22 protein-coding genes are annotated in these 22,856 nt (G+C 66.3%); 10 read left to right on the top strand and 12 right to left on the bottom strand.

Going from position 1 to position 22,856, the window contains the following annotated elements:
* Window positions 1-205: 205 nt before the first annotated feature.
* The 4 genes from A5766_RS00500 (at window position 206) to A5766_RS00485 (ending at window position 4,436) form a co-directional block, all read left to right on the top strand.
* On the top strand, window positions 206-976 hold the full coding sequence (locus A5766_RS00500) for a DeoR/GlpR family DNA-binding transcription regulator (RefSeq protein WP_064866791.1): 771 nt from the start codon (window positions 206-208) through the stop codon (window positions 974-976).
* Window positions 973-1,938, top strand: a complete 966-nt coding sequence (locus A5766_RS00495; protein WP_064866793.1) for a 1-phosphofructokinase family hexose kinase — start codon at window positions 973-975, stop codon at window positions 1,936-1,938. Before A5766_RS00500 ends, A5766_RS00495 begins: the two co-directional genes overlap by 4 nt.
* Before the next feature lie 101 nt (window positions 1,939-2,039).
* Window positions 2,040-4,133 (top strand): PTS fructose transporter subunit IIABC, encoded by a 2,094-nt coding sequence (locus A5766_RS00490; RefSeq protein WP_064903037.1) that lies wholly within the window; start codon window positions 2,040-2,042, stop codon window positions 4,131-4,133.
* 42 nt (window positions 4,134-4,175) lie between these two features.
* Complete coding sequence (locus tag A5766_RS00485) at window positions 4,176-4,436, top strand: HPr family phosphocarrier protein (RefSeq protein ID WP_005204573.1); 261 nt, start codon at window positions 4,176-4,178, stop codon at window positions 4,434-4,436.
* Window positions 4,437-4,441: 5 nt separating this feature from the next.
* Here the strand turns inward: A5766_RS00485 and hflX are convergent, their stop codons facing one another.
* The 4 genes from hflX to A5766_RS00465 all read right to left on the bottom strand — a co-directional run bounded on the left by hflX (window position 4,442) and on the right by A5766_RS00465 (window position 8,822).
* Window positions 4,442-6,013, bottom strand: coding sequence for a GTPase HflX (gene hflX, locus A5766_RS00480; protein ID WP_005204565.1), 1,572 nt, complete (start codon window positions 6,011-6,013; stop codon window positions 4,442-4,444).
* An 81-nt stretch (window positions 6,014-6,094) separates the two neighbouring features.
* Window positions 6,095-6,997 (bottom strand): diaminopimelate epimerase, encoded by a 903-nt coding sequence (gene dapF, locus A5766_RS00475; RefSeq protein ID WP_064903035.1) that lies wholly within the window; start codon window positions 6,995-6,997, stop codon window positions 6,095-6,097.
* Window positions 6,998-7,023: 26 nt separating this feature from the next.
* Complete coding sequence (gene miaA, locus A5766_RS00470; protein WP_005204563.1) at window positions 7,024-7,929, bottom strand: tRNA (adenosine(37)-N6)-dimethylallyltransferase MiaA; 906 nt, start codon at window positions 7,927-7,929, stop codon at window positions 7,024-7,026.
* A gap of 41 nt (window positions 7,930-7,970) precedes the next feature.
* A complete protein-coding gene (locus tag A5766_RS00465; RefSeq protein WP_306302057.1) occupies window positions 7,971-8,822 on the bottom strand; it encodes a hypothetical protein in 852 nt (283 codons plus the stop codon).
* 149 nt (window positions 8,823-8,971) lie between these two features.
* Here A5766_RS00465 and A5766_RS00460 point away from each other — a divergent pair, with 149 nt between their 5' ends.
* A complete protein-coding gene (locus tag A5766_RS00460) occupies window positions 8,972-10,366 on the top strand; it encodes a DUF349 domain-containing protein (protein WP_005204561.1) in 1,395 nt (464 codons plus the stop codon).
* A gap of 23 nt (window positions 10,367-10,389) precedes the next feature.
* Here the strand turns inward: A5766_RS00460 and A5766_RS00455 are convergent, their stop codons facing one another.
* Together A5766_RS00455 and miaB are read right to left on the bottom strand one after the other, a co-directional pair.
* Complete coding sequence (locus A5766_RS00455; RefSeq protein ID WP_005204560.1) at window positions 10,390-11,085, bottom strand: Rv2732c family membrane protein; 696 nt, start codon at window positions 11,083-11,085, stop codon at window positions 10,390-10,392.
* 110 nt (window positions 11,086-11,195) lie between these two features.
* On the bottom strand, window positions 11,196-12,743 hold the full coding sequence (gene miaB / locus A5766_RS00450) for a tRNA (N6-isopentenyl adenosine(37)-C2)-methylthiotransferase MiaB (protein WP_064903033.1): 1,548 nt from the start codon (window positions 12,741-12,743) through the stop codon (window positions 11,196-11,198).
* Window positions 12,744-12,924: 181 nt separating this feature from the next.
* Here miaB and A5766_RS00445 point away from each other — a divergent pair, with 181 nt between their 5' ends.
* Genes A5766_RS00445 through A5766_RS00430 form a run of 4 tightly spaced genes read left to right on the top strand, consistent with a single transcriptional unit; the run spans window position 12,925 to window position 16,322 of the window.
* Complete coding sequence (locus A5766_RS00445; RefSeq protein WP_051993774.1) at window positions 12,925-13,653, top strand: amino acid ABC transporter ATP-binding protein; 729 nt, start codon at window positions 12,925-12,927, stop codon at window positions 13,651-13,653.
* A gap of 1 nt (window position 13,654) precedes the next feature.
* Complete coding sequence (locus A5766_RS00440) at window positions 13,655-14,731, top strand: glutamate ABC transporter substrate-binding protein (protein WP_005204554.1); 1,077 nt, start codon at window positions 13,655-13,657, stop codon at window positions 14,729-14,731.
* Window positions 14,732-14,745: 14 nt separating this feature from the next.
* A complete protein-coding gene (locus A5766_RS00435) occupies window positions 14,746-15,417 on the top strand; it encodes an amino acid ABC transporter permease (protein WP_005204550.1) in 672 nt (223 codons plus the stop codon).
* The gene (locus A5766_RS00430; protein WP_064903031.1) at window positions 15,414-16,322 is read left to right on the top strand and encodes an amino acid ABC transporter permease; all 909 of its coding nucleotides are present in this window, start codon (window positions 15,414-15,416) and stop codon (window positions 16,320-16,322) included. Before A5766_RS00435 ends, A5766_RS00430 begins: the two co-directional genes overlap by 4 nt.
* Before the next feature lie 2 nt (window positions 16,323-16,324).
* Here the strand turns inward: A5766_RS00430 and A5766_RS00425 are convergent, their stop codons facing one another.
* Both A5766_RS00425 and recA read right to left on the bottom strand, forming a co-directional pair.
* A complete protein-coding gene (locus A5766_RS00425) occupies window positions 16,325-16,882 on the bottom strand; it encodes a regulatory protein RecX (RefSeq protein ID WP_039855088.1) in 558 nt (185 codons plus the stop codon).
* 16 nt (window positions 16,883-16,898) lie between these two features.
* On the bottom strand, window positions 16,899-17,942 hold the full coding sequence (gene recA / locus A5766_RS00420) for a recombinase RecA (RefSeq protein WP_005204544.1): 1,044 nt from the start codon (window positions 17,940-17,942) through the stop codon (window positions 16,899-16,901).
* A 570-nt stretch (window positions 17,943-18,512) separates the two neighbouring features.
* Between recA and A5766_RS00415 the strand changes: the two genes are divergently transcribed.
* Window positions 18,513-19,790, top strand: a complete 1,278-nt coding sequence (locus A5766_RS00415) for a reverse transcriptase family protein (RefSeq protein WP_005204542.1) — start codon at window positions 18,513-18,515, stop codon at window positions 19,788-19,790.
* A gap of 30 nt (window positions 19,791-19,820) precedes the next feature.
* Here A5766_RS00415 and A5766_RS00410 read toward each other — a convergent pair whose 3' ends face one another.
* The 4 genes from A5766_RS00410 to A5766_RS00395 all read right to left on the bottom strand — a co-directional run bounded on the left by A5766_RS00410 (window position 19,821) and on the right by A5766_RS00395 (window position 22,565).
* On the bottom strand, window positions 19,821-20,015 hold the full coding sequence (locus A5766_RS00410; protein ID WP_005204540.1) for a DUF3046 domain-containing protein: 195 nt from the start codon (window positions 20,013-20,015) through the stop codon (window positions 19,821-19,823).
* 9 nt (window positions 20,016-20,024) lie between these two features.
* Window positions 20,025-20,981, bottom strand: a complete 957-nt coding sequence (locus tag A5766_RS00405) for a glycosyltransferase (RefSeq protein ID WP_005204538.1) — start codon at window positions 20,979-20,981, stop codon at window positions 20,025-20,027.
* A gap of 242 nt (window positions 20,982-21,223) precedes the next feature.
* Window positions 21,224-22,045, bottom strand: a complete 822-nt coding sequence (gene pspA, locus A5766_RS00400) for a phage shock protein PspA (protein WP_039855087.1) — start codon at window positions 22,043-22,045, stop codon at window positions 21,224-21,226.
* Between the two features lie 175 nt (window positions 22,046-22,220).
* A complete protein-coding gene (locus tag A5766_RS00395; protein WP_005204535.1) occupies window positions 22,221-22,565 on the bottom strand; it encodes a helix-turn-helix domain-containing protein in 345 nt (114 codons plus the stop codon).
* Window positions 22,566-22,856 lie beyond the last annotated feature (291 nt).

Genomic DNA, 22,856 nt, shown 5'->3' with positions numbered 1-22,856 from the left:
TTACTCGAAACGCTTGACTTGTCAACACACACGGGCGTAAACACAGATATATCAACATCGAATCCCACACAGAACCAATCACGCGGTGATCCACAGAACACAGATCCGACAGAACACAGATCCGCAGAAGCCAGATCCACAGAACACAGACCCCACAGATGGTTCGCCGGAAGGTGAGCCACACACCACAGATCGGAGTCGACAGGTGTACGCCGAAGAGCGACAGCGAGCAATAGCCGATCAGGTGCGCGCGCACGGTCGCGCATCCGTGACAGCTCTCGCCGACAGGTTCGACGTGACGAGTGAAACCGTGCGCCGCGACCTCGCAGTGCTCGAGCGCAGCGGTAGCGTGCAGCGCGTCCACGGCGGAGCAGTCAAGGCCGGGACGGTCGAGGTAGTCAACGAGCTGGGACTCGCCCAACGCGAGTCCTCCCACACCGCAGAGAAGGCAGCGATCGCCCGCGCTGCGATTCGGTTTCTGCCCTCGGACGGTGGATCGGTCATCTTCGATGCCGGAACCACTACCTACCAGGCCGCCAAGCTGCTGCCCGCCGATCGCAGGCTCACGGTGATCTCGACGAGCCTCCAGCTCGGGCAGGCCCTCACCGCACACGAACGGGCCACCCTGCTCATGGTCGGCGGTCGGGTCCGTGGGCTCACGCAGGCTGCGGTCGGCGCCGAGACCGTCGCAGCACTCGGAAAGATGCGGGCATCTGTTGCCTTCGTCGGCACGAATGGGATCAGTGAGGGCCACGGCCTGTCCACCCCCGACGCGGAAGAAGCCTCGGTCAAGTCGGCCATCGTGGCTGCCGCGCAGCGCGTCGTGGTGCTGGCCGACTCGTCGAAGATGGGTCGCGAGGACTTCAGCTCGTTCGCTCCGCTCGACGAGGTGGACGTCCTGATCACCGACGACGGCATCGACCCCGAGTTCTCGGCGGCGCTCTCGGCACACGGCATCGAGGTCGTGATCGCATGATCCTCACAGTCACAGCCAACCCGAGTCTCGACCGCACCCTGGAGATCACAGGACCGTTGATGCGGGGCGAGGTGCAACGCAGTACCTCCACCCGGGTCGAGCCCGGCGGCAAGGGCGTCAACGTGTCCCGCGTCGTCGCGGAAGCCGGCATCCCCACCGTCGCGGTACTACCCGCGCACGCCGACGACCCGCTGCTCACGGCCCTCGACGCCGTCGCACTGCCGTACCGCACGGTCGACATCGACGGTCAGATCCGAACCAATATCACGGTGGCCGAGAACGACGGGACGACCACGAAGATCAATGCGCCCGGTCACACCCTCACGCCTGCAGAACTCGACGAACTGACAGCGCTCGTACTCGAGGGCGCCGAGGACGCGTCGTGGGTGGCGCTGTGTGGCTCGATTCCGCCGGGAGTTCCCGACGACTGGTATCGCCGCATCTCCGACCGCCTCGTCGACAGCGGACGCCGCGTGGCGATCGACACGTCGGGCGCACCCCTGGGCGCGGCGATGTCGGGTCCCGTCGACCTGATCAAACCCAACGACGAAGAACTCGCCGAGGTCAGTGGTATCGACCCTGCCGAACTGGCCGCTGCCGTCGCCTCGGGCGACTACCTGCCGGTCGTGACGGCATCGCGAACGCTGATCGCCACCACGCAGGGAGCGGTACTCGCGACCCTCGGTGCGGCGGGTGCGGTACTCACGACCGCTGAGGGTAGCTGGCTGGCCACTCCCCCGCCGATCGTGCCGCGCAGCACCGTCGGAGCAGGCGACGCATCGCTGGCCGGGTACCTCATCGCGTACACGGCGGGCGCCTCCGAACCCGATCGTCTCCGCACGGCAGTCGCCTACGGCTCGGCGGCCGCCGGGCTGGCAGGGACGCAGCCGCCACTTCCGGCACAGGTCGACGTCGACTCGGTCGATGTCGTCGAACTCTCAGGAGCCGCCCCGATCACGTGACCCCCACAGCCTCCAGTTCCTGTACACGAATCGCCACGACGCTCACCGACCAGAACCGGAACACTCGCTCTCCGGACCACACAGAAATCGAAGGAAAACCCATGTCCGACAACATCATCACCGCAGCGACGGTGCATCTCGATGTCGACGCAGGCAGTGATCCCGCCGCCGTCATCACCTATCTCGCCGAGAATCTCGGCGAGGCCGGGCGCACGACCGATCCGTCCGAACTGAGCCGCGCCGCACTGGCCCGCGAGGCGAAGTCGGCAACCGGGCTACCCGGTGGGATCGCGATTCCTCACGCACGCGCCGCATCGGTCACCACCGCCAGCCTTGCCTTCGCGCGGCTGTCGAACAAGGTCGACTTCGGCGCACCCGACGGCCCGGCCGACCTGGTGTTCCTCATCGCGGCACCCGAGGGCGCTGCCTCCGACCACATGAAGCTGCTGAGCTCGCTCGCGCGAGCGCTCGTGCGTCCCGACTTCGTCGCCGCCCTCCGCGAGGCGCCGAGTGACGAGCGCGTCGTCGAACTGGTGGATGAAGCCATCAACCCTGCGCCGGCAGGCTCCACGTCGACATCCGCCGCGCCTGCTGCGGGCGCGGCCGCCGCTGCCGCAGTCCCGGCAGCAGGCACGAAGACCGCGAAGACACTAGGGGGTTCCGATTCGCAGAAGCGCCCCTCGATCGTCGCGATCACCGCGTGCCCCACCGGCATCGCACACACCTACATGGCAGCGGACGCGCTCAAGTACGCCGCGGAGCGGGCAGGCGTCGACTTCCATGTCGAGCCGCAGGGCTCGTCGGGCACCACGCCGTTCACCCCCGACGTCATCGCAGGCGCCGACGCCGTCATCTTCGCCACCGACGTCGGTGTGAAGGGCAAGAGTCGCTTCAGCGGAAAGCCGGTCATCGAGTCCGGGGTCAAGCGCGCGATCAACGAACCCGACAAGATGATCGCAGAGGCTGTGGAGGCGTCGCGTAGTCCGCATGCCGCACGCGTCGACGGGTCGGCGGACGACGGTGCCGGTGCAGCGGAGGGATCGGCGTCGAGCCTGTCATTCGGCAAAAAGATCCAACAGGCACTCATGACCGGTGTCAGCTACATGATCCCGTTCGTCGCGGCAGGCGGACTGCTGATCGCGTTGGGCTTCCTGCTCGCCGGGTACCAGATCGCCAACAAGACACTCGATTCATCCAAGACGCTGTCCGACGGCGCCTACATCGCGCTGCACAACAGCCTCTGGGATCTGCCCGCTGGCGGTCTCGGCCAGTACCTCGGCGGTGTCAGTTTCGCGATCGGCGCGCTCGCCATGAGCATGCTGGTACCTGTCCTCGCGGGTTACATCTCGTTCGCGATAGCCGACCGTCCCGGTATCGCACCCGGCTTCGTCGCAGGCCTGGTCTCGGTTGCCGTGGGCGCGAGCTTCATCGGTGGTCTGATCGGCGGCCTCATCGCGGGCGCCGTGTGCCTGGCGATCTCGCGACTTCCGTTGCCGCAGTGGGCACGCGGGCTACAGCCGGTCATCATCATCCCGCTGTTCGGGAGTCTGATTGTCGGCGGTCTGATGTTCATGTTGCTCGGCAAGCCGCTCGCCTGGGTCACCACCCAGCTCACCGACGGTCTCAACAGCATGAGCGGCAGCTCCAAGATCGTCCTCGGCGTGGTCCTCGGACTCATGATGTGCTTCGACCTCGGCGGACCGGTCAACAAGGCCGCGTACCTCTTCGCCACCACCGGCCTCGCCATCGGCGACACACCCCAGCTCGAAATCATGGCAGCGGTCATGTGCGCAGGCATGGTTCCGCCGCTCGCGATGGCACTCGCCACCGTCATCCGCCCCGGACTGTTCACCGAGCCCGAGCGTGAAAACGGTAAGGCCGCTTGGTTCCTCGGCGCCGCATTCATCTCCGAGGGTGCAATCCCGTTCGCCGCAAAAGACCCGGTGCGCGTGATTCCGTCGATGATGGCGGGCGGCGCACTCGCCGGTGCACTGATCATGGCCTTCGGGGTCACGCAGCGCGCTCCGCACGGCGGCATCTTCGTCTTCTTCACGATGAACCACTGGCTGCTCTTCCTCGCAGCGCTTACGGCGGGTACGGTCCTCGGCACGGTGTGCGTCGTCGCGGCCAAGCAGTTCGGTCGCTCGTCGAGCCGACAGACTTCGGCACCCGAGCTGGAGACCATCCCCGCCTGAGATCTCACGTCCCGACATAACCCATCTGCAAAGGAGCAACCCATGCCAAGCACCACCGTCGAGGTCGGATCAGCCGTCGGATTGCACGCGCGACCCGCAACGATCATCGCCGAGGCAGTCGCCGACGCCGGCACACCCGTGACGATCTCGGTCGTCGGAGGCGAACCGGTCGACGCGGGATCGGCATTGCTGATCATGACGCTCGGCGCCGAGAAGGGCACCGCGGTCGTCGTCGAATCCGACGATCAGGCAACGCTCGACGCCATCGCGAAGCTCGTCGCCGCCGACCTCGACGCCGAGTAGGCCTGCTACTGGGCCAACGAGGCCAGTTCTCCCGCCAGCGCCGAGGGCACACGGACACGCATCCGGGTGCCCTCGGTGCTGTGGTCTGTGGCGAGTACCTCGCCCTCGCGGTGAATCCGTGACACCAGGTCGCCTCGCGTGAACGGGATGTCGACGGTGAGCTCCACGTCGTCGCGACCCACGAACTCACGGACCGCCTCGAACAGCTCAGGCAGTCCCTCACCGGTGCGCGCCGAGACGTACACGACGCCCGCTGAGTTGGGTCCGTGCGTACTACCGCCCGCGCCGAGCATGCCGCGCAATTCGGTGAGCCTGGACGCATCGATGGCATCGATCTTGTTGATCACCAACAACTCCGGAGGCGGCGCGACTCCCTCTTCTGCCACGACGTCGTTGATGACCCGTCGGACCGCCGTGATCTGTTCCGCGGGGAACGGGTCGCTGCCGTCGACGACGTGCAGTACGAGATCAGCGTCGACGACCTCCTCCAGCGTCGACCGGAATGCCTCGACGAGTTGCGTGGGGAGGTGGCGGACGAAGCCGACGGTGTCGGTGAAGACCAGTTCGCGACCGTCCTCGAGAGTCGCACGGCGCGTCGTCGGATCGAGGGTCGCGAACAGCGCATCCTGCACGAGCACACCAGAACCCGTCATCGCGTTGACCAGACTCGACTTACCCGCGTTCGTGTATCCCGCGACGGCGATGCGCGGCACAGCACCCCGCAGTCGTGCGGACCGCTTCGTGGTGCGGGCCGTGCGCATTTCGCGAATCTCGCGGCGCAGCTTGGCCATTCGCTCGCGGATGCGCCGGCGATCGGTCTCGATCTTCGTCTCACCCGGTCCGCGCAGGCCGACGCCGCCGTTGCTACCCGCGCGGCCACCGGCCTGACGGGACATCGATTCACCCCAACCACGCAGACGCGGGAGCATGTACTCCATCTGCGCGAGGGCCACCTGCGCCTTGCCCTCACGCGAACTCGCATGCTGGGCGAAGATGTCGAGGATGAGGGCCGTCCGGTCGATCACCTTGACCTTGACGACCTTCTCCAACGCGGTCAACTGCGCTGGCGTCAACTCGCCGTCGCAGATGACGGTGTCGGCGCCGGTGTCGGCGACGACGTCGCGCAACTCCTGGGCCTTGCCCGAACCGATGAAGGTCGCGGGGTCGGGTGAGGATCGTCGCTGGATCACCGCTTCGAGAACCACGGAACCCGCGGTCTCTGCGAGCGCTGCCAGCTCCTCCATGTTCGCCTTCGCTGCGGCCGCGGTGCCCTCGGTCCAGACGCCGACGAGCACCACGCGCTCGAGGCGCAGTTGTCGGTATTCGACCTCGGTGACGTCGGTGAGCTCTGTCGAAAGCCCCGCGACGCGCTGCAGCGAGGCGCGATCGGAGAGCGCGAGCTCGCCGGTCGTCGGCGTGTGGGCACGGTCGCGGGAATCGTCGTGATCGCCGAAATCTGCGGGGTCGACGAGATCGTCGGGATCGATCAGATCGCGGGAAAGGTCGATCGCGGGTGCGTTCGCGTCGACGGGACGGGTGTCGTGCAGGTCATGTACCTGTGGTGATGTTTCGGTCATACACCATCCATGGTGACACGCCGACGGCCCGTCGAGCACGTGGATATCTGCCGAGCCGCCATGCAGCGTGCCCGCGGCACGTCAGTCGACGCGATACCAACCTGCCCGGAATCGGCCGTCGGCCACCAGTGCGGACGGTCCTCGCAGCGTCGCGTGACCGTCGGCAACCGTGACCGTCACCCTTCCGCCTGGCACGTCGATGACCGTCTCGCCCGCGTCGCGGCCGAGGGTCTGCAGGCCCGCTGCTGCCGCCGCGACCAGCCCCGTTCCGCAACTCCTGGTCTCTCCGACACCGCGCTCGAAGACACGCATCGTGGCGTGCAGACCACCACGCGGTCCGTCCTCGGGGGAGGTCAGCAGTTCGACGTTGGCGCCGTGCGGAAAGACGCCGTCGGGTAGGACGACGCCGGTCGAGAAGTCGATCGCGGCGAGGTCGGACGTCGACATGTCGGGCACCACGCACGCCAGGTGTGGGTTGCCGACGTCGACCGCGACACCCGGGTAGAGGTCGTCGCCGATCCGCACGGTCGCGTCCTCGCCGAGCAACACCCGACCCATCCGCACACTGACGTCGGCGCAGAGGTCGTCGAACGAGTGCACCACCACGGGACGTCCGCCTGCGCGCGAACCCACCGTGAACTCGTCGGACTCGGTCAGCCCGGTGGCCCGCAGGTAGTGGGCGAAGACGCGGACTCCGTTGCCACACATCTCGGCGATGGAGCCGTCGGCGTTGCGATAGTCCATGAACCAGTCGTCGGGCTCGACGCCGTCGGGCAGCTCATCGAGGACGCCCGCGCGCACCAGGGCCACCGCCCGCGCGACGCGGAGCATGCCGTCTGCGCCGATACCGCGTTGACGATCGCAGACCGCCGCCACGAAGTCGGTGGTCAGGTCGAGTTCGACCGCCGGGTCGGTGAGCACGACGAAGTCGTTCTGGGTGCCGTGCCCCTTGACGTAGGTCACTGCCTCGCTGATCGTCGTCACCCGTCCAGACTACGTGCGGGTCGTCCTCAGACCTCCGCCGCGGCGAGCGTGGCGTCGAGGAGGGCGGGAGTCGCGGCGTCGAGCCAGTGAATGCGGTGATCGCGGCGGAACCACGAACGCTGCCTGCGGACGTACCTGCGGGTGCCGATGAAGGTCAGTTCTTCTGCTGTCGCAAGGTCGTACTCGCCGTCCAGCGCGGCAAGTGTCTGCGCGTATCCGATGGCTCGACGAGCAGTGACGCCCTCGCGCAGACCTGCGTCGACGAGCCCGTGCACCTCGTCGACGAGCCGGTTCGCGAACATCAGCCGAGTCCGCAGCGCGATGCGTTCGTCCAGTTCTGCGGTGTCGCGGTCCAGTGCGAGAATCTTTGTCCCCCAACGTGGTTCACCGATCTTCGGCGCCGACGCCGCGAATGGCTCCCCGGTCAGTTCGACCACCTCGAGCGCGCGCACGATGCGTCGTGCATCGGTAGCGAGGATCGACGCCGCCGCAGCCGGGTCGACGGATGCGAGATGTCGATGCAGCGCCACGACACCGATCTCGTCGAGCATCGCCTCGTACCGTGCGCGCACCGCGGGGTCGGTTGCCGGGAACCGCCAGTTGTCGAGCAGACCTTGGATGTACATCATCGAGCCGCCGACGATCACCGGCGTGCGGCCGGCGGCGAGCAGCGAGTCGATGTCGGCCGACGCGGCTTCCTGATAGCGCGCGACGGTGGCCGTCTCGGTGACGTCGAGCACGTCGAGTTGATGGTGGGCGATGCCTCGCCGCTCCCGTGGGGGCAGCTTGGCCGTGCCGATGTCCATGCCGCGGTACTGCTGCATGGCGTCGATGTTGACGATGTCGCCGTCGAGTCGTTCCGCGAGGTCGAGCGCGAGGTCGGATTTCCCGGTGGCGGTCGGACCGACGACGGCGATCGGGGTCACGTCCACGGCTCCGACACTCCTTGGCCCGACATTCCTTGGCCCGACACTCACGGCGTGTCCCCTGGCGTCCACGCCGCGACGACGTAGCCGACACCGAACGGGGCGTCGGAGTAGAGCACCTTGGCAGTCATCGGGCTGTCGCCGACGAGCCCAGCGACGACCTGCCATGCCGCCCGCCCGGCCACTCCCTCGGCATCGCACGTGGCAACGTCGAGTCCGCGAAGTACGTCGACATCCGCTGCCGCGATTCCGTCGACGATGCGCTGCTGGAGTTCGACGGCGCTGTCACGTCGGCCGCCACCGGGCGCCTTCGGGGTGAGTGCCGTCGCGCCGTCGGCCACGACCAGTACCCCGATCGGCTCGGGATCGGAGGAGATCTCGGCCGACAGTGCTCTCCCGAGCTCGCAGGCGACTTCGGGCCGTACGTCGGGGTCGACGACGACCGGACGCACCGACTCGGCGTCGACCTGTCCGCGTAGCCACCCGGCGATCAACATCGACAGTGGCAGGCGTCCGGGGGGTCGCTCACCGCCCACGCGTTCCAGGGAGACCGGCACGTCGACGCCGAACCTGCCGAAACCGCCCACCGTCGGAATTGACCGTGACGCCAGGGGATCACCCGCGGCGGCGTCGTCGCCGGATCTCACAGGGGCGATGAAGTCGTCGGATCTCACAGGGGCGATGAAGTCGTCGGCCCCCACCGCCACCCAGCGCGTGGCGTGTCGGGCGAGCAGCACGCCCGCATCGCGGACAGCAGAACGGGCCTCGAGGGTGTCCACCGCGTCCGGACCCGCGAGTTCGGGAACCAACAGCGGTGCGCTCGGGACGAAAACAACGCATGCCAGCACACCGTCGACGCTAGCCGACGTCATGCCCGACGCCGCCGGGAGCACCGACACACCCGCCCTCGTGTCAGCGATGTCGCGCAGGCCGCACATCGAGAACCCTGACCTGCTTGAATAGGTGAAGTCCTGGCGTCAACCGCTCAGGACTATGTGAAAGGCAGCCGTGACGCGCGGCACCACTGACGCTGTGAGGGGACCACACCATGACGAGCGAAGACACCAGCGGACCGGCCACACCCGCATCCGGGTCCACCCCCGGCCCCCGGCCAGGCCCGCCGAAGCCGGGTCCCAAACCCGGCCCTCGACCCGGTCCCGGACCGAAGCCTGCCGCGCAGGCACCGACCCCCGTTCCTGCGGTCGTCGTCGCCAAACACGCATCGTTCGATCCCCGCGAGTTCGGGCGTATCGATGAGCAGGGCGTCGTCTGGCTCATCACCCCGAACGGCGAGCGTGAGATCGGGTCGTGGCAGGCGGGCACCATCGACGAGGGCCTCGCCCATTTCGCGCGTCGATACTCCGACCTCGAGACCGAGGTGGAGATTCTCGAAGAGCGCCTCGCCGCACGCACCGGCGATCCGCGCAAGTCACAGGCTGCGGCCAAACACCTCCTCGACACCCTCCCCGAGGCCAGCGTCATCGGCGATGTCTCGGCCATTGAACAGCGGCTGACCGTCATCGTCGGAAGCGCCGACGACGTCGCCGACTCGCTGAAGGCCGAGCGTGAAGAGGCTCGCGCCGCCGTGATTGCACGCAAAGAGGAGCTCGCTACCGAGGCCGAGGCCATCGGAGCCGAATCCACCCAGTGGAAGACCGCAGGCGATCGACTGCGCGCGATCCTCGACGAGTGGAAGACCATCAAAGGCATCGACCGTAAGACCGACGACGCGCTGTGGAAGCGATACTCGAAGGCGCGCGACGCGTTCAATCGCCGACGCGGCGCCCACTTCGCCGATCTAGATCGGGAACGCGCGGGTGCCAAGGCGCGTAAAGAGGAGCTGATCGCACGGGCCGAGGCGTTGTCGTCGTCGACCGATTGGGGTCCGACCGCGGGCGCCTTCCGCGAACTCCTCGCCGAATGGAAGGCATCCGGTCGGGCACCGCGCGACGCCGACGAGGCACTGTGGCAACGGTTCAAAGCCGCCCAGGACGTCTTCTTCGCCGCCCGCAACGCGGCATCGTCCGAGCGCGACGCCGAGTTCAACGCGAACGCGACGGCGAAGATCGCTCTGCTCGACGCCGCGGAGAAATCCATCGATCCCGCATCCGACCTCGACGGTGCGCGCCGCGAGTTCCGGACGTTCCGGGAGAAGTGGGACGAGCTCGGCAAGGTGCCGCGCGAACAGATGCACAGCCTCGAGGGCCGTGCGCGCGCGTTGGAGAAGCGGATTCGCGACGCCGAGGATGCTCAGTGGCAGCGCACCGACCCCGAGGCGCTCGCGCGCGCCGCGCAATTCGCCGACCGCGCAGCACAACTCGAGGACCAGGCGGCCAAAGCTGCCGAGCGCGGCAAGAACCGAGACGCGGAGAAACTGCGCGAGCAGGCAGCACAGTGGCGCGAGTGGGCGCAGGCCGCACAGAGCGCCATCGCCGACCGCTAGCGGGGCAGAGCCCGCTCGGACCTTCAGTGCTCGCCGGGGCGCTGCTGCAGTTTGCGTGCGGCCTCCTCGCGTGCCACCGCTTCCCGACGACGCTCCTCTTCGAGCGCGAGGTGGTAGGTGCTGCGGGCCCACACGACGCGTGACCAGTGGAAGGTGAGCACGAGCAGGGCCAACCAGCCGATGACAAGCCCCGCGCCGACACCCGACGGCGGTGCCACTCCCCCGACGCCAGGGGTGTTCCGCGACCACCACGCGAGCATGCCTGCCACGCAGCCGATCGCGCACCCGCACAACGCAATCCACGCGATCACCCATCGTCGGGTGACCAGCGCGAGCATCGACCCGAAGATTCCGAACACCACCAGGAACCAGACGAACACCTTCGAGACCACTGCGACACGTTCGGTCGCGGCAGCCGCGGACGACGTCAGCACGTCGAATCCGTTCGCCGAACCGGTGTGCGGCAGTAGCAGCGACCCCATCGCCACGAGCACCGCGACAGCGACCACGACCGCGCGGGCACCCGGATCGATCTCACCCGCGACCTTGCGTTCGGCCTTGCGGAGATCGTCTGCGTACTGCGCGAACTCGGCGTCGTCACTTCCAGCGCCCTGCGCGGTCCTGCCGCTTGCGGCGTCTTCCGCGGGTATGCCACCAGTGGCCCGTTGGGCCGTCGGCATCCGGTCGTCGGTGTTGTCCTCGCGCGGCTCGTCGCTCATCTCGCGCCTCTCATCTCTCGTCGCTCGCTGGTGCTTGGCAGTTCATGTGGTTCGGCAGTTCACGGAGCCCGGCAGATCACGGATGCCCGGCGGGTCATACCGATGGTTCATCAACCGCAGGCGCCCGAAGAACACCCGGTGGAGACGGCCGTAGGCATCGGCGACGGTCCCACCCCCGGCATACCGAGTCCGACGCCGACCGGCGCCGTCGTCGGGGTGGCGTCGAGTTCGTGTGCGTCACCTGCACGGGTTCTGCGATGCGACGCGATGGTCCCGTCGACGATGAGGTGATGCGGCGCGGCGTCGGTGACGGTGGTGACCACGATGTCGCCGGGTCGCACGGCGTCGGCCGCGTCGCCGGCACGGAAGTGCACCAGTCGCCCGTCGCGCGCACGGCCTGTCAGCCGCCCCGTGTCAGCGGATTTGCGCCCGGAATCCGCCGCGACCAGCAGCTCGACCTCGGTGCCGATGAGGTTCCGGTTCTCGGTGAGGCAGATGCGCTCTTGCAGCGCGATCAATCGTTGGTAGCGCTCGCTGACGACCTCCGGCGGCACCTGATCGGGCATTGTTGCCGCAGGTGTACCCGGCCGAGGCGAGTACTGGAAAGTGAACGCACTCGAGAACCGCGCACGCTCGACCACGTCGAGCGTCGCGGCGAAGTCCTCTTCGGTCTCGCCGGGGAATCCGACGATGATGTCGGTGGTGATCGCGGCGCGCGGCATCGCGTCGCGCACCTTGTCGAGGATGCCGAGGAATTTGGTCGTGCGATAGCTGCGTCGCATGGCCCGCAGGATGCGATCCGAACCCGACTGCAGCGGCATGTGAAGCTGCGGGCAGACGTTGGGTGTCTGCGCCATGGCATCGATGACGTCGTCGGTGAACTCTGCCGGATGCGGCGAGGTGAATCGGACGCGTTCAAGGCCGTCGATGTCGCCGCAGGCGCGCAGCAGGTCGGCGAACGCGCCGCGATTGCGGGGTAGTTCGGGATCGGCGAACGACATCCCGTAGGCGTTGACGTTCTGCCCGAGCAACGTCACCTCGAGCACGCCCTGATCGACGAGCGCTTTCACCTCGGCGAGCACGTCGCCGGGGCGTCGATCAACCTCTTTGCCGCGCAACGACGGAACGATGCAGAAAGTGCACGTGTTGTTGCAACCGACGGACACCGACACCCACCCGGAGTAGGCCGAGTCACGTTTGGCCGGCAGCGTCGACGGGAAGGCTTCGAGTGAATCGAGGATCTCGACCTGCGCCTCCTCGTTGTGTCGGGCGCGGTCGAGCAGTGCGGGCAGCGAACCGATGTTGTGCGTACCGAAGACGACGTCGACCCACGGCGCCTTGCGCAACACCGTGTCCTTGTCCTTCTGCGCGAGACATCCGCCGACCGCGATCTGCATGCCGGGTCGTCGTGTCTTCACCGGCGCGAGGTGCGACAGGTTGCCGTACAGCTTGTTGTCGGCGTTCTCACGGATCGCGCACGTGTTGAACACGACGAGATCGGCATCGCCGTCCTCGTCGGCGCGCACGTAACCGGCATCCTCGAGAAGACCCGCGATGCGCTCGGAATCATGCACGTTCATCTGGCAGCCATAGGTACGCACCTGATAGCTGCGCCCCGATTGCGGCAGCTCATGCCGCTCCGACAACTCCGTACTCACTGGATCCAGGGTACGGTGCCGGTGCAAATCGCCGTCACGGTCACCACGCGCGCAACGCCGAGGTTCTCATTCACCGCGCCTGTAAGGGTTTCCGGCATTAGTGTCGACGGTTATGACCGATTCACCGACAGGGGGTTCGGCGGTCGGACCCGCGACCCCGGCTCCCGCATCCGGAACCAACATGATCGTGCTCAAGAATGTGCAAAAGCACTTCGGCGAGCTGCACGTCCTCAAGGACATCGACCTCGAGGTCCCCGCCGGACAGGTGGTCGTGGTGCTCGGCCCATCAGGCTCGGGCAAGTCGACGCTGTGCCGCACGATCAACCGGCTCGAACCCATCGATTCCGGCGAGATCCTCGTCGAGGGACGGCTACTCCCCGAGGAAGGCCGCGACCTGGCCACTCTGCGCGCCGACGTCGGAATGGTCTTCCAGTCGTTCAACCTCTTCGCGCACAAGACAATTCTGCAGAACGTCACACTTGCGCCGACCAAGGTCCGCAAGAAGAACAAGGCCGACGCCGAGAAGCGCGCACTCGAACTCCTCGAACGCGTCGGCATCGCCAGTCAGAAGGACAAGTACCCCGCGCAGCTCTCCGGCGGCCAGCAACAGCGCGTCGCGATCGCACGCGCGCTCGCCATGGACCCGAAGGTGATGTTGTTCGACGAGCCGACGTCGGCTCTCGACCCCGAGATGGTCAACGAGGTGCTGGACGTGATGGTCTCGCTGGCCAAGGAGGGCATGACCATGCTCGTGGTCACCCACGAGATGGGCTTCGCCCGCAAGGCCGCCGACCGCGTGATCTTCATGGCCGACGGCGCGATCGTCGAGGACACCGATCCGGATAGCTTCTTCGACAGTCCGCAGTCCGAACGCGCGAGGGACTTCCTCGGCAAGATCCTGGGCCACTGACATGGCCGACACGTCGCCGACGACGCGTCGGCATGCCTCCGGGCACCCACCGGTCGACACCACTGCCCTACGGAAGCGTCCTGGCCGCCGGACGATCGCCCTCGCGGTATTTCTCCCCGTCTGTGCGCTCTTCGTCTCACTCCTCGCCGGTTGTGGGAGTACCGAGCCGAAGAACCTGCTCGACTCGATCCGCAGCGGAGAGGTCGTGCTCGGCACCAAGTTCGACCAGCCGGGCCTGGGAATCTACAACCCCGACAAGTCCATGAGCGGTTTCGACCCGGCCGTCTCCGAGTACGTCGTCAATCACATCGCCGACTCGCTCGGAGTGGCCCACCCGAAGATCTCGTGGCGCGAGACTCCGTCGGCTCGACGCGAGGCCATGATCGAGCACGGCGAGGTCGACATGATCGCCGCCACGTACTCAATCAATGAGAACCGCGCGAAGAAGGTCGACTTCGGTGGCCCCTACCTGATCACGTACCAGGGGCTGATGGTGCGCAAGTCCGACGAGTCGATCCAGAATCTGCCCGATCTCGGCAAGGGCAAGAAATTGTGCTCGGTCACCGGCTCGACGTCGGCGCAGAACGTCAAGGCACAACTGCCCAATATCGAACTGCAGGAATATGATTCGTACTCCGCGTGCGTCGAGGCGCTGCGTCGGGGCAAGGTCGACGCACTGACCACAGACGAATCGATCCTCGCGGGCTACTCCAACTTCTGGAAGGGCGAATTCCGTCTGGTGGAGATGACCTACCTCAAGGACGCATGCGTCAAGAAGGCCCTGAAGACGGCGGGAACCCCGTTCTCCACCGAGCGCTACGGGATCGGCTTGGCCAAGGGCGACTCGGAGTCGGTCACCAAGGTGAACGAAGCCCTCGACTCCATGCTGAAGCCAAGCGCCGACAACGGTCCGTCACCGTGGATCAGCGCACTGCGCGAGAGCCTCGGCGACGACTACGTCAACGAGATCCAGCAGCGCGCGGAGAAGCCCGGATCGAAGTTCGCGTTCACGCCGAAGCCCGGAGACCTCGCATTCCTCGAATCGAAGTCCACACCGTGCCCAGCGGGCCTGAAGTGAGGAGGTGACCAGTCGTGAGTGAACTCTGGGAAGATATGGGGCCGCAGTTGTGGCCCGCGTTCTGGGTGACAATCCAATTGACGTTCTGGTCGGCGATCGGTTCCCTGATCTGGGGCACCATCCTGGCCGGGATGCGGGTCTCCCCCGTGCCCGTGATGCGTGGCTTCGGTACGACGTACGTCAACATCGTGCGCAACACGCCACTGACCTTGATCGTGCTGTTCGCGGCGATCGGGCTGTATCAGAATCTCGGCCTGACGTTCTCGTCGACCATCAAGACCAACAACTTCTGGCTCGCTGTCCTCGCGTTCATCGTCTACACGTCGACATTCGTCTGTGAGACGCTGCGCGCGGGTTTCAACACCGTTCCACTGGGGCAGGCCGAAGCCGCACGATCGCTCGGGCTCTCCTTCACCCAGGTGTTCGGCATCATCGTGCTTCCGCAGGCAACACGAGCGACGATCGGCCCGATGGGCAGCGTGCTCATCGCACTGACCAAGAACACCACCATCGCCTCGGTAATCGGCGTCGCCGAAGCCGCGGCACTGATGAAAACGGAGATCGAGTCGTTTGCCGATCAACTACTGGTCATCTTCGCGGTGATCGCCGTCGGATTCATGATCATCACGCTCAGTGAGGGCGCCGTCTTCGGTTGGCTCGCAAAGCGATGGGCGGTCAAGCGATGAGCGACAAGGCAACCGTCCTCTACGACGCTCCCGGCCCCCGGGCGCGCGTCCGCAACGCGATCGTGGCCGTCGTCTTCATCGCGATCCTCGTCGCGATCTTCGCGTACGTGATCGCGGTCTTCGCGGGCAACGACCAGTTCACCGCCGAGAAGTGGAAGCCATTCGTCACGTGGAGCACTTGGACCGGATACATCCTTCCCGGTCTGTGGCGCACACTTGCCGCGGCAGCGCTCTCGATTGTGCTCGCACTGATACTCGGTTCCATCCTGGGCATCGGACGGCTGTCGGATCACGCCTGGGTACGCGGGCTGTGCACCGTGCTGGTCGAGGTGTTCCGCGCAATTCCCGTGCTGATCCTGATGCTGTTCCTGTGGTTCTTCTTCGCCCAGTACGGAGTGGTGCCGTCGTCACAGTTGGCCTTCGCGGCTGTGGTCTGCGGCTTGACGCTCTACAACGGCTCGGTGATGGCCGAGATCCTGCGCTCGGGCATCAAATCGCTGCCCACCGGGCAGACCGAGGCGGCCAAGGCGCTCGGCATGCGCAAGACACAGATGATGCTGTCGGTACTGCTCCCGCAGGCCATCACGGCGATGATGCCTGCGATCGTTTCGCAGATGGTCGTTGCCCTCAAGGACACCGCGCTCGGCTATGTCATCGGATACTCCGAGATCATTCACATGGCACAGCTGTCCGCGGCCCGGTACGGCAACTACATCCCGGTTCTCATCGTGATCGCCATCATCCTGATCATCATCAACTTCGCGCTGTCGTCGCTGGCGACGTACATCGAGCGGAGACTGCGGCAGGGTCGCGGCGGTAACACCGACGACGTGCCCCACGCCGATCAGGTCGACCAGGCGGCCATGGAGAACATGCCGATGCCCTCGCCCAAGCCACGGGCCTGACGTCAGTCGGCGGAGGTGATCTCGTCGATCGCCCCGCCGACGACGTCGATCGCCGTGGCCTGCGGGTAGCCGCGTCGGACGAGCATGCCGACCAGGCGTCGAAAGTGCTTGTCGCGCACTGATCTGTCGTTGTCCTCGGCGGCGCGGACAAGCTGCTCGGTCACAGTCGGCGTGAGCTTTCGCTCGACCAGGTTACGAGCTGCGGCGCGTTCGTCGTCGGGGTCGATCTCATCAAGCGCTCGCTGCACGATCGCGACGTCGACTCCCTTGGCGGCGAGTTCGTGCCGCAACGCGACGCGTCCTCGCCCCGAGTAGGTGTGGCGTGACTGCACCCACTCGGCGGCGAACTCCTCGTCGTCGAGCAGTTGGTGGGCGTCGAGACGGGTCATCACCTCGTCGACGGTGTCGGCGTCGAATCCTCGGCGCGCCAGACGCTGGGCCATCTCGGAACGGCTACGCGCACGAACCCCGAGGAGCCGGAGTGCAACATCCCACGCGGACGGACCTTTCCGTTCCGTCGTGGACTCACTCGACTCCCCGGGGTCATGGGGTGAACTCATCGGCGATGCGCGCAGATCAGAATTCCACCGGCGCGGGAGCGATGTCGTCGGCGTCGACGACCGCACCGATACCCAGCTTCTCCTTGATCTTCTTCTCGACCTCGTCGCGGATATCGGTGTTCTCCAACAAGAACTTTCGGGCGTTCTCCTTGCCCTGGCCGAGCTGGTCGCCCTCATAGGTGAACCACGAGCCGGACTTGCGGATGAACCCCTCGGCCACACCCATGTCGATGAGTGAGCCCTCCTTGGAGATGCCCTGGCCGTAGAGGATGTCGAACTCGGCCTGCTTGAACGGCGGTGCGACCTTGTTCTTGACCACCTTGACGCGAGTGCGGTTACCCACGGCGTCAGTGCCGTCCTTGAGGGTTTCGATACGACGCACGTCGAGTCGCACCGACGAGTAGAACTTCAGCGCCTTGCCGCCCGTGGTGGTCTCGGGTGAGCCGAACATCACGCCGATCTTCTCGCGGAGCTGGTTGATGAAGATCGCGGTGGTCTTGGAACTGCTCAACGCCGACGTCATCTTGCGCAGCGCCTGGCTCATCAGGCGTGCCTGCAGACCGACGTGGCTGTCGCCCATCTCGCCCTCGATCTCGGCGCGGGGCACCAGCGCGGCCACCGAGTCGATGACCAGGATGTCGAGCGCGCCGGAACGGATCAGCATGTCGGCGATCTCCAGAGCCTGCTCACCGGTGTCGGGCTGGGAGACCAACAGTGCATCGGTGTCGACACCGAGCTTGGCCGCATAGTCGGGATCGAGGGCGTGCTCGGCGTCGATGAAGGCGGCGATACCACCAGCAGCCTGGGCGTTGGCCACCGCGTGGAGTGCGACGGTGGTCTTACCCGACGACTCCGGGCCGTAGATCTCGACGACACGACCGCGAGGCAGACCGCCGATACCGAGCGCGACGTCGAGTGCGATGGAGCCGGTCGGGATCACCTCGATCGGCTGCCTGCTCTCCTCACCGAGGCGCATCACCGAGCCCTTACCGAAGTTCTTGTCAATCTGGGCCAGCGCGAGGTCGAGAGCCTTCTCGCGGTCCTGGGGAGCTGCAGCCATGGAATCTCTCCTTGTTCGGGATGGTTGAGGTTTGTCTGTGCCGTCCTGCGTGCTACGCGCTGAACGTGTTGTCTTCGAGGCTGTTGTTCGTTTCATGTTGCGTTGGACGCTAGTCGGTAGGTCTGACAAAACCGGATCTGGCGAGTCCGGGTCTGGCAAAAACCGGTCTGGCAGAATCTCTGACGCATCCGAGGTCGCTGTGGTTCCACTGAATACAGCATTGCGCGAACACGTGTTCGACGGCAAGCACGACACGCGGGCGAAGGTCGATTCGCCACCACCCAGTAGCGCCACCATCCGACAGCAGCGACGTTCGGCCGAAGTATCGCATCGACGGTCTTTCGTCGAAGAAACAACTAGGGTCGTCGACGTGGGCGGCCGGGGTGAGAGTGGATCGAGAGATCCGTCTCAGGGGCAACCCCTGGGTACACATCACAGTTGGTTCCTGCGTCCGACGCCGCTCCGCACGCTGCGCGTGCCAGCCGGCGACGAGTACTCGGCTCGTGGTCACCCCGGCCGTCCATCCGCCCCCATCACGCCATCCGCCCCCGTCACGGCTGCCCGATCACGATGACCCGACCGCAACCGCCGTTCACCACCGATCAGGTCAGGGTCCTCGCAGCGGCCATCGCCGACAGGATCGTCGACTGGACGTGGCCCGCGGTCGTTCGAGCCGTCGGCATCGAGCTACCTGCGGAGATCTGCGTCGACGTCGCACAGGAGGCCTTCGCCCTCGCACCGGACGAGCCCACGCACACCGCCGAGATCTTTCGGCTGGCTCTGGTTCCCTGGACGGTGCCCGATCCGCCTGCCACGCGCGTCGTCGAACTTCCCGGTCCGCCACCGGCGACGGCACTCGCCCACGACCTCCCCTTGCTGTCCGACGTCGAACAGTTCGCCGTATGGCTGGACTTCACGGTGCCCGAACTCGAATGGTTCGCCGATCGCGGTACCTGGTTGCGTACCGCGAACCCGCGGCTGCGGCACTATCGGGTGTTCCGCCGCGAGAAACGTTCCGGGGTGCGCGTCATCGAGGCACCCAAGCCGCGGATGCGTGAGACGCAGCGTCGGCTCCTGCGCAGGCTCGTCGTGCGAATCCCCGCTCACCCGGCCGCGCGCGGATTCGAGCCGGGCTCCTCACCGGCCGCCTTCGCGTGGCCGCACAGCGACCGTACGACGGTGCTGCGCGTCGACCTGTTGCACTGCTTCGAATCGATCGGGGTGGGCCGGGTCCGTCGGATCTTCGACGAGGTCGGCTATCCACCGCACATCGCACGTCTTCTCGCCGAACTGTGCACGACATCGACGCCCGCCGACCAGCTTTCGGGAATCGACTATGCGCACGCGAGCCTGCTCCGACGACGCCATCTCCCCCAGGGCTCTCCGACGTCACCGCATCTCGCGAATCTCGCTCTCGCACAGGTGGATCGACGTATCGCAGGCTATGCCAACGCCAACGGCCTGCGCTATACCCGATACGGCGACGACCTCGCGGTCTCCGGCGACGACCTCGACCTCCCACGTGCACTGTGGACCGTTACGCGCATCGTCGACGACTGCGGTTTCGCCGTCAACACCAAGAAGACCCGCGTCATGCATCGCCATCAGCAGCAGCGGCTGGCAGGGCTCGTCGTCAACGACCGTCCCCGCGTATCGCGCCACGACTACGACGCCCTGCGCGCACTGCTACACAATGCTGCGCTCACCGGGGCACAAGCGCAGAACCATCACGGGCACAACGACTTTCGTGCCCACGTCTACGGCTTGATCGCCTGGATCGGGGCCACCGGAGAGGTCCGCAGACAGCGCCTGCTCGACATGGCCGATCGCGTCGACTGGACTGCGTGACTCGTCGGCCCCGAACTCACCGCGTGGGTGTCACCACCGCGAGCGCGGAACGTCGAAGTCGCGGCAGATCGCCACCCAGACGTCACGGGGATCGACGCCTTCTTCGATGGCTTGAGCCCCGGTCCGGCCACCGAACTCGATGAGCACGTGATCGGCCAGGATCGCATCAGCCGACGACACCCCGAACTGGGTTGTCATCAGCTCCGTGAACTCCGTGAGACGCACTCGGCCAGCCTACGTTCCCGCCGACGCGAGCACGCCGCGCAGCACCTCGATCGGGTCGGTCACCGCGGTCGCCGACTCTCGTGCCCGGGCTGCAGCAGCGGCGTGGGCAGGATCGCGCAGTACCGCCTCGATCGCCTCCGCAATCGACGCCGCGTCGGCGGGCCGAACAAGCACACCACTGCCCTGCCTGCTCACCCGATTCGCCAGTTCCCACTGGTCACCGCCGCCGGGAACGACGACGACGGGGACTCCGGCCAACAACGACTTCGCGAGCATTCCGTGGCCACCACCGCACACCACGAGGTCAGCATCGGCAAGCAACTCGTCCTGGCGACCGAGTCCGAAGCTCACCGTCGCCGCGCCTGCACGCGCAAGTGTCTCCGGTGCAGGCGGGTCCAGTGACGAGATCACGGCACGTATCGGGGTCCGTGACGCTATCGCGCCGAGTGCGCCGAGCGTCTCGTCGAGCAGGTCCGGGCAACCGGTGACCGCGGTCGACGGCGCTATTACGATCAGCGGCCCTTCGCCCGAAGGCCGTTCGAAGATCTGAGTGGTCGGCTCCCAGAGAAGCGGACCGACGAGATGGGTGTCGCGCGGCCAATCCGGTCGCCAGACCTCCAAGGCGGGAAGGGTCGCGATGAGTCGGGCGGCAGGCGACGGTACCCGATCCGCAAGACCGATGCCGCTGCGCGCTGCGGCGCGCTGACGCACACCGAGCGCGACGGAACGATTGCTTGCGGCGCGCATCGCTGTATCGCGCAATCGGCCACGGAACCCGCGGCCGGGCGTCATACCTGCCCCGACCGGCGGCAGCCCCTTCGACGGCGCGTACAGCGGGTGCGGCGACAGTTCGACGAACGGTAGCCCGGTCAACTCTGCAGCCCACGATCCGGCAACGGTGATGACGTCCGAGAGCACCAGGTCGATACGTCGACTCGCCAGCACCGGCGCGAGGCGCACGGCCATGCGAGCCGCTCGTCCGCTCAGCTTCTCTCCGGCGTCGAGGTCGTCGTCGGCGTCGTCTGGCCGCAGTTCCGGGAGTTCTGCAATGTCGATGCCCCGACTACCGGCCGCGGCGTACCACTGCGTGCCGGTGAATACGGTCGATTGCCAACCGATGTCGCGGCAGCGCTCGGCGAGTGCGAACGCTGGAAAAGCGTGCCCGGCGTCTGGTCCGGCAACGATCCCGACGCGGGGCGGTGTACCCGTCAGTTGCTGGTGGGGGGCTCGGTCGCAGGCTGCGTCGGCTGCTGGGCAGGGGTCGCGTTCTGAGCCGGCTGGGCCGCGGTACCACCGGACGGTAGCGCTCCGCCGTTCATGCTGGCCCTGATCTGCTCGAGGCGCGAGTGGCCTGCCATCTGAACGCTGGCCTGCTGCACCTCCTGCATGCGGCCCTGAACGCTGTTCTTGGCCAGTTCGGCCGAGCCCAGTGCGTTGGCGTAGCGGCGTTCGATCTTGTCGCGCACCTGATCGAGGTTCGGGGTGTTCCCGGGTACCGACAGTTCGCTCATCTGGTTGAGCGACGCCGACACCTGCTCCTGCATCTTGGCCTGCTCGAGCTGGCTGAGGAGCTTCGACCGCTCGGCAAGCTTCTGCTGCAGAATCATCGCGTTGCGTTCGACAGCATGCTTGGCCTGCTCAGCGGCCTGCAACGACTGATCGTGGAGGGCCTTCAGGTCTTCGACGCTCTGCTCCGCGGTGACGAGCTGCGCGGCGAACGCCTCAGCCGCGTTGGTGTACTCCTGGGCCTTCTGCGTGTCGCCTGCGGCTGTCGCCTGATCGGCGAGAGTCAGCGCCTGACGAGTATTCGCCTGGAGCTTCTCGATCTCCTCGAGTTGCCGGTTGAGCTTCATCTCGAGCTGACGCTGATTGCCGATGACGGCGGCCGCCTGCTGTGACAGCGCCTGGTGCTGACGCTGTGCGTCCTCGATGGCCTGCTGGATCTGGATCTTCGGATCGGCGTTCTCGTCGATCTTCGCGTTGCCTGCTGCCATCAGGTAGCGCCACAGCTTCACGAACGGATTCGCCATGCTCTTCGTCAACTCCATTCAGCGTCGTCGAACCTCGGTCCGACAGGTCTTATCGATTGCGCGGGTCTCAACGACTCGGCCGGTCTTATCGATTCAGCGGGATCTGTCGATGTACTGAGACCAATCTAGGTACTGAGACCAATCTAGCGCCTACCCGCCGACAGATTGGCACTTGTCAGGCAGCGGCAAGCGCAGTGGTCCGGTGAGTGTCGGGCGATGGGATGACGACCTTTGGGGAACCGAGACCCGATTCGCCCGCCAATGCCATCGCATCGGCGTCGGCTGTCTCAGGTCGCATGGCCGTACCGACGTCGAGAAGCAGGTCGGCGATCTCGACGTCGAGAGCATCACAGATCGAGGCGAGCAGTTCGCTCGACGCCTCTTTCTGGCCGCGTTCCACCTCGGACAGATATCCCAGACTGACCCGTGCATTCGTGGATACTTCGCGCAGCGTTCGGCCTTGCTGGGTACGCACCCGGCGCAAGCTGTCGCCAAGCGCTTCGCGCAAGAGCATCGCCATCGAGTCTCCTCTCGGTGTCTGTGTCGTGTCTCGGTGTCTGTGTCGTGTGTCTGACTCTTGTGTCCGTTCGGCTTCAACGCCGGAGAAAGCCGATACGTTCCCGAACCTCGCACACCGTCCCCCGTGTGTCTGCACGACACTAGTCCAAAGTTCCGACAGTCGCCGTACGCCGTTCGTCCGCGCGTCGCGACTACGCGCGACGTCGACTAGTGTCCTGAGTCATTAATTCGTGTGCAGTAGTGGGCGATGGAGTCGAGGATCTGGTCAGCGGTCTTGACCCACACGTAGGGG

The sequence above is a fragment of the Gordonia sp. 852002-51296_SCH5728562-b genome (genome assembly GCF_001665475.1).
Lineage (GTDB): Bacteria > Actinomycetota > Actinomycetes > Mycobacteriales > Mycobacteriaceae > Gordonia > Gordonia sputi.
The sequence above is the reverse complement of the archived record's forward strand: the minus strand, read 5'-3'. Positions and strand labels throughout refer to the sequence as shown.

What these genes read in the sequence shown, in the direction of transcription:
- A5766_RS00495 (WP_064866793.1), top strand. Translation starts at nt 973, where the DNA reads ATGATCCTCACAGTCACAGCCAACCCGAGTCTCGACCGCACCCTGGAG.
- A5766_RS00490 (WP_064903037.1), top strand. Translation starts at nt 2,040, where the DNA reads ATGTCCGACAACATCATCACCGCAGCGACGGTGCATCTCGATGTCGAC.
- A5766_RS00485 (WP_005204573.1), top strand. Translation starts at nt 4,176, where the DNA reads ATGCCAAGCACCACCGTCGAGGTCGGATCAGCCGTCGGATTGCACGCG.
- hflX (WP_005204565.1), bottom strand. Translation starts at nt 6,013, where the DNA reads ATGACCGAAACATCACCACAGGTACATGACCTGCACGACACCCGTCCC.
- A5766_RS00460 (WP_005204561.1), top strand. Translation starts at nt 8,972, where the DNA reads ATGACGAGCGAAGACACCAGCGGACCGGCCACACCCGCATCCGGGTCC.
- A5766_RS00455 (WP_005204560.1), bottom strand. Translation starts at nt 11,085, where the DNA reads ATGAGCGACGAGCCGCGCGAGGACAACACCGACGACCGGATGCCGACG.
- A5766_RS00445 (WP_051993774.1), top strand. Translation starts at nt 12,925, where the DNA reads ATGATCGTGCTCAAGAATGTGCAAAAGCACTTCGGCGAGCTGCACGTC.
- A5766_RS00440 (WP_005204554.1), top strand. Translation starts at nt 13,655, where the DNA reads ATGGCCGACACGTCGCCGACGACGCGTCGGCATGCCTCCGGGCACCCA.
- A5766_RS00430 (WP_064903031.1), top strand. Translation starts at nt 15,414, where the DNA reads ATGAGCGACAAGGCAACCGTCCTCTACGACGCTCCCGGCCCCCGGGCG.
- A5766_RS00425 (WP_039855088.1), bottom strand. Translation starts at nt 16,882, where the DNA reads ATGAGTTCACCCCATGACCCCGGGGAGTCGAGTGAGTCCACGACGGAA.
- recA (WP_005204544.1), bottom strand. Translation starts at nt 17,942, where the DNA reads ATGGCTGCAGCTCCCCAGGACCGCGAGAAGGCTCTCGACCTCGCGCTG.
- A5766_RS00415 (WP_005204542.1), top strand. Translation starts at nt 18,513, where the DNA reads ATGACCCGACCGCAACCGCCGTTCACCACCGATCAGGTCAGGGTCCTC.
- A5766_RS00405 (WP_005204538.1), bottom strand. Translation starts at nt 20,981, where the DNA reads ATGGCCGTGCGCCTCGCGCCGGTGCTGGCGAGTCGACGTATCGACCTG.
- pspA (WP_039855087.1), bottom strand. Translation starts at nt 22,045, where the DNA reads ATGGCGAATCCGTTCGTGAAGCTGTGGCGCTACCTGATGGCAGCAGGC.
- A5766_RS00395 (WP_005204535.1), bottom strand. Translation starts at nt 22,565, where the DNA reads ATGGCGATGCTCTTGCGCGAAGCGCTTGGCGACAGCTTGCGCCGGGTG.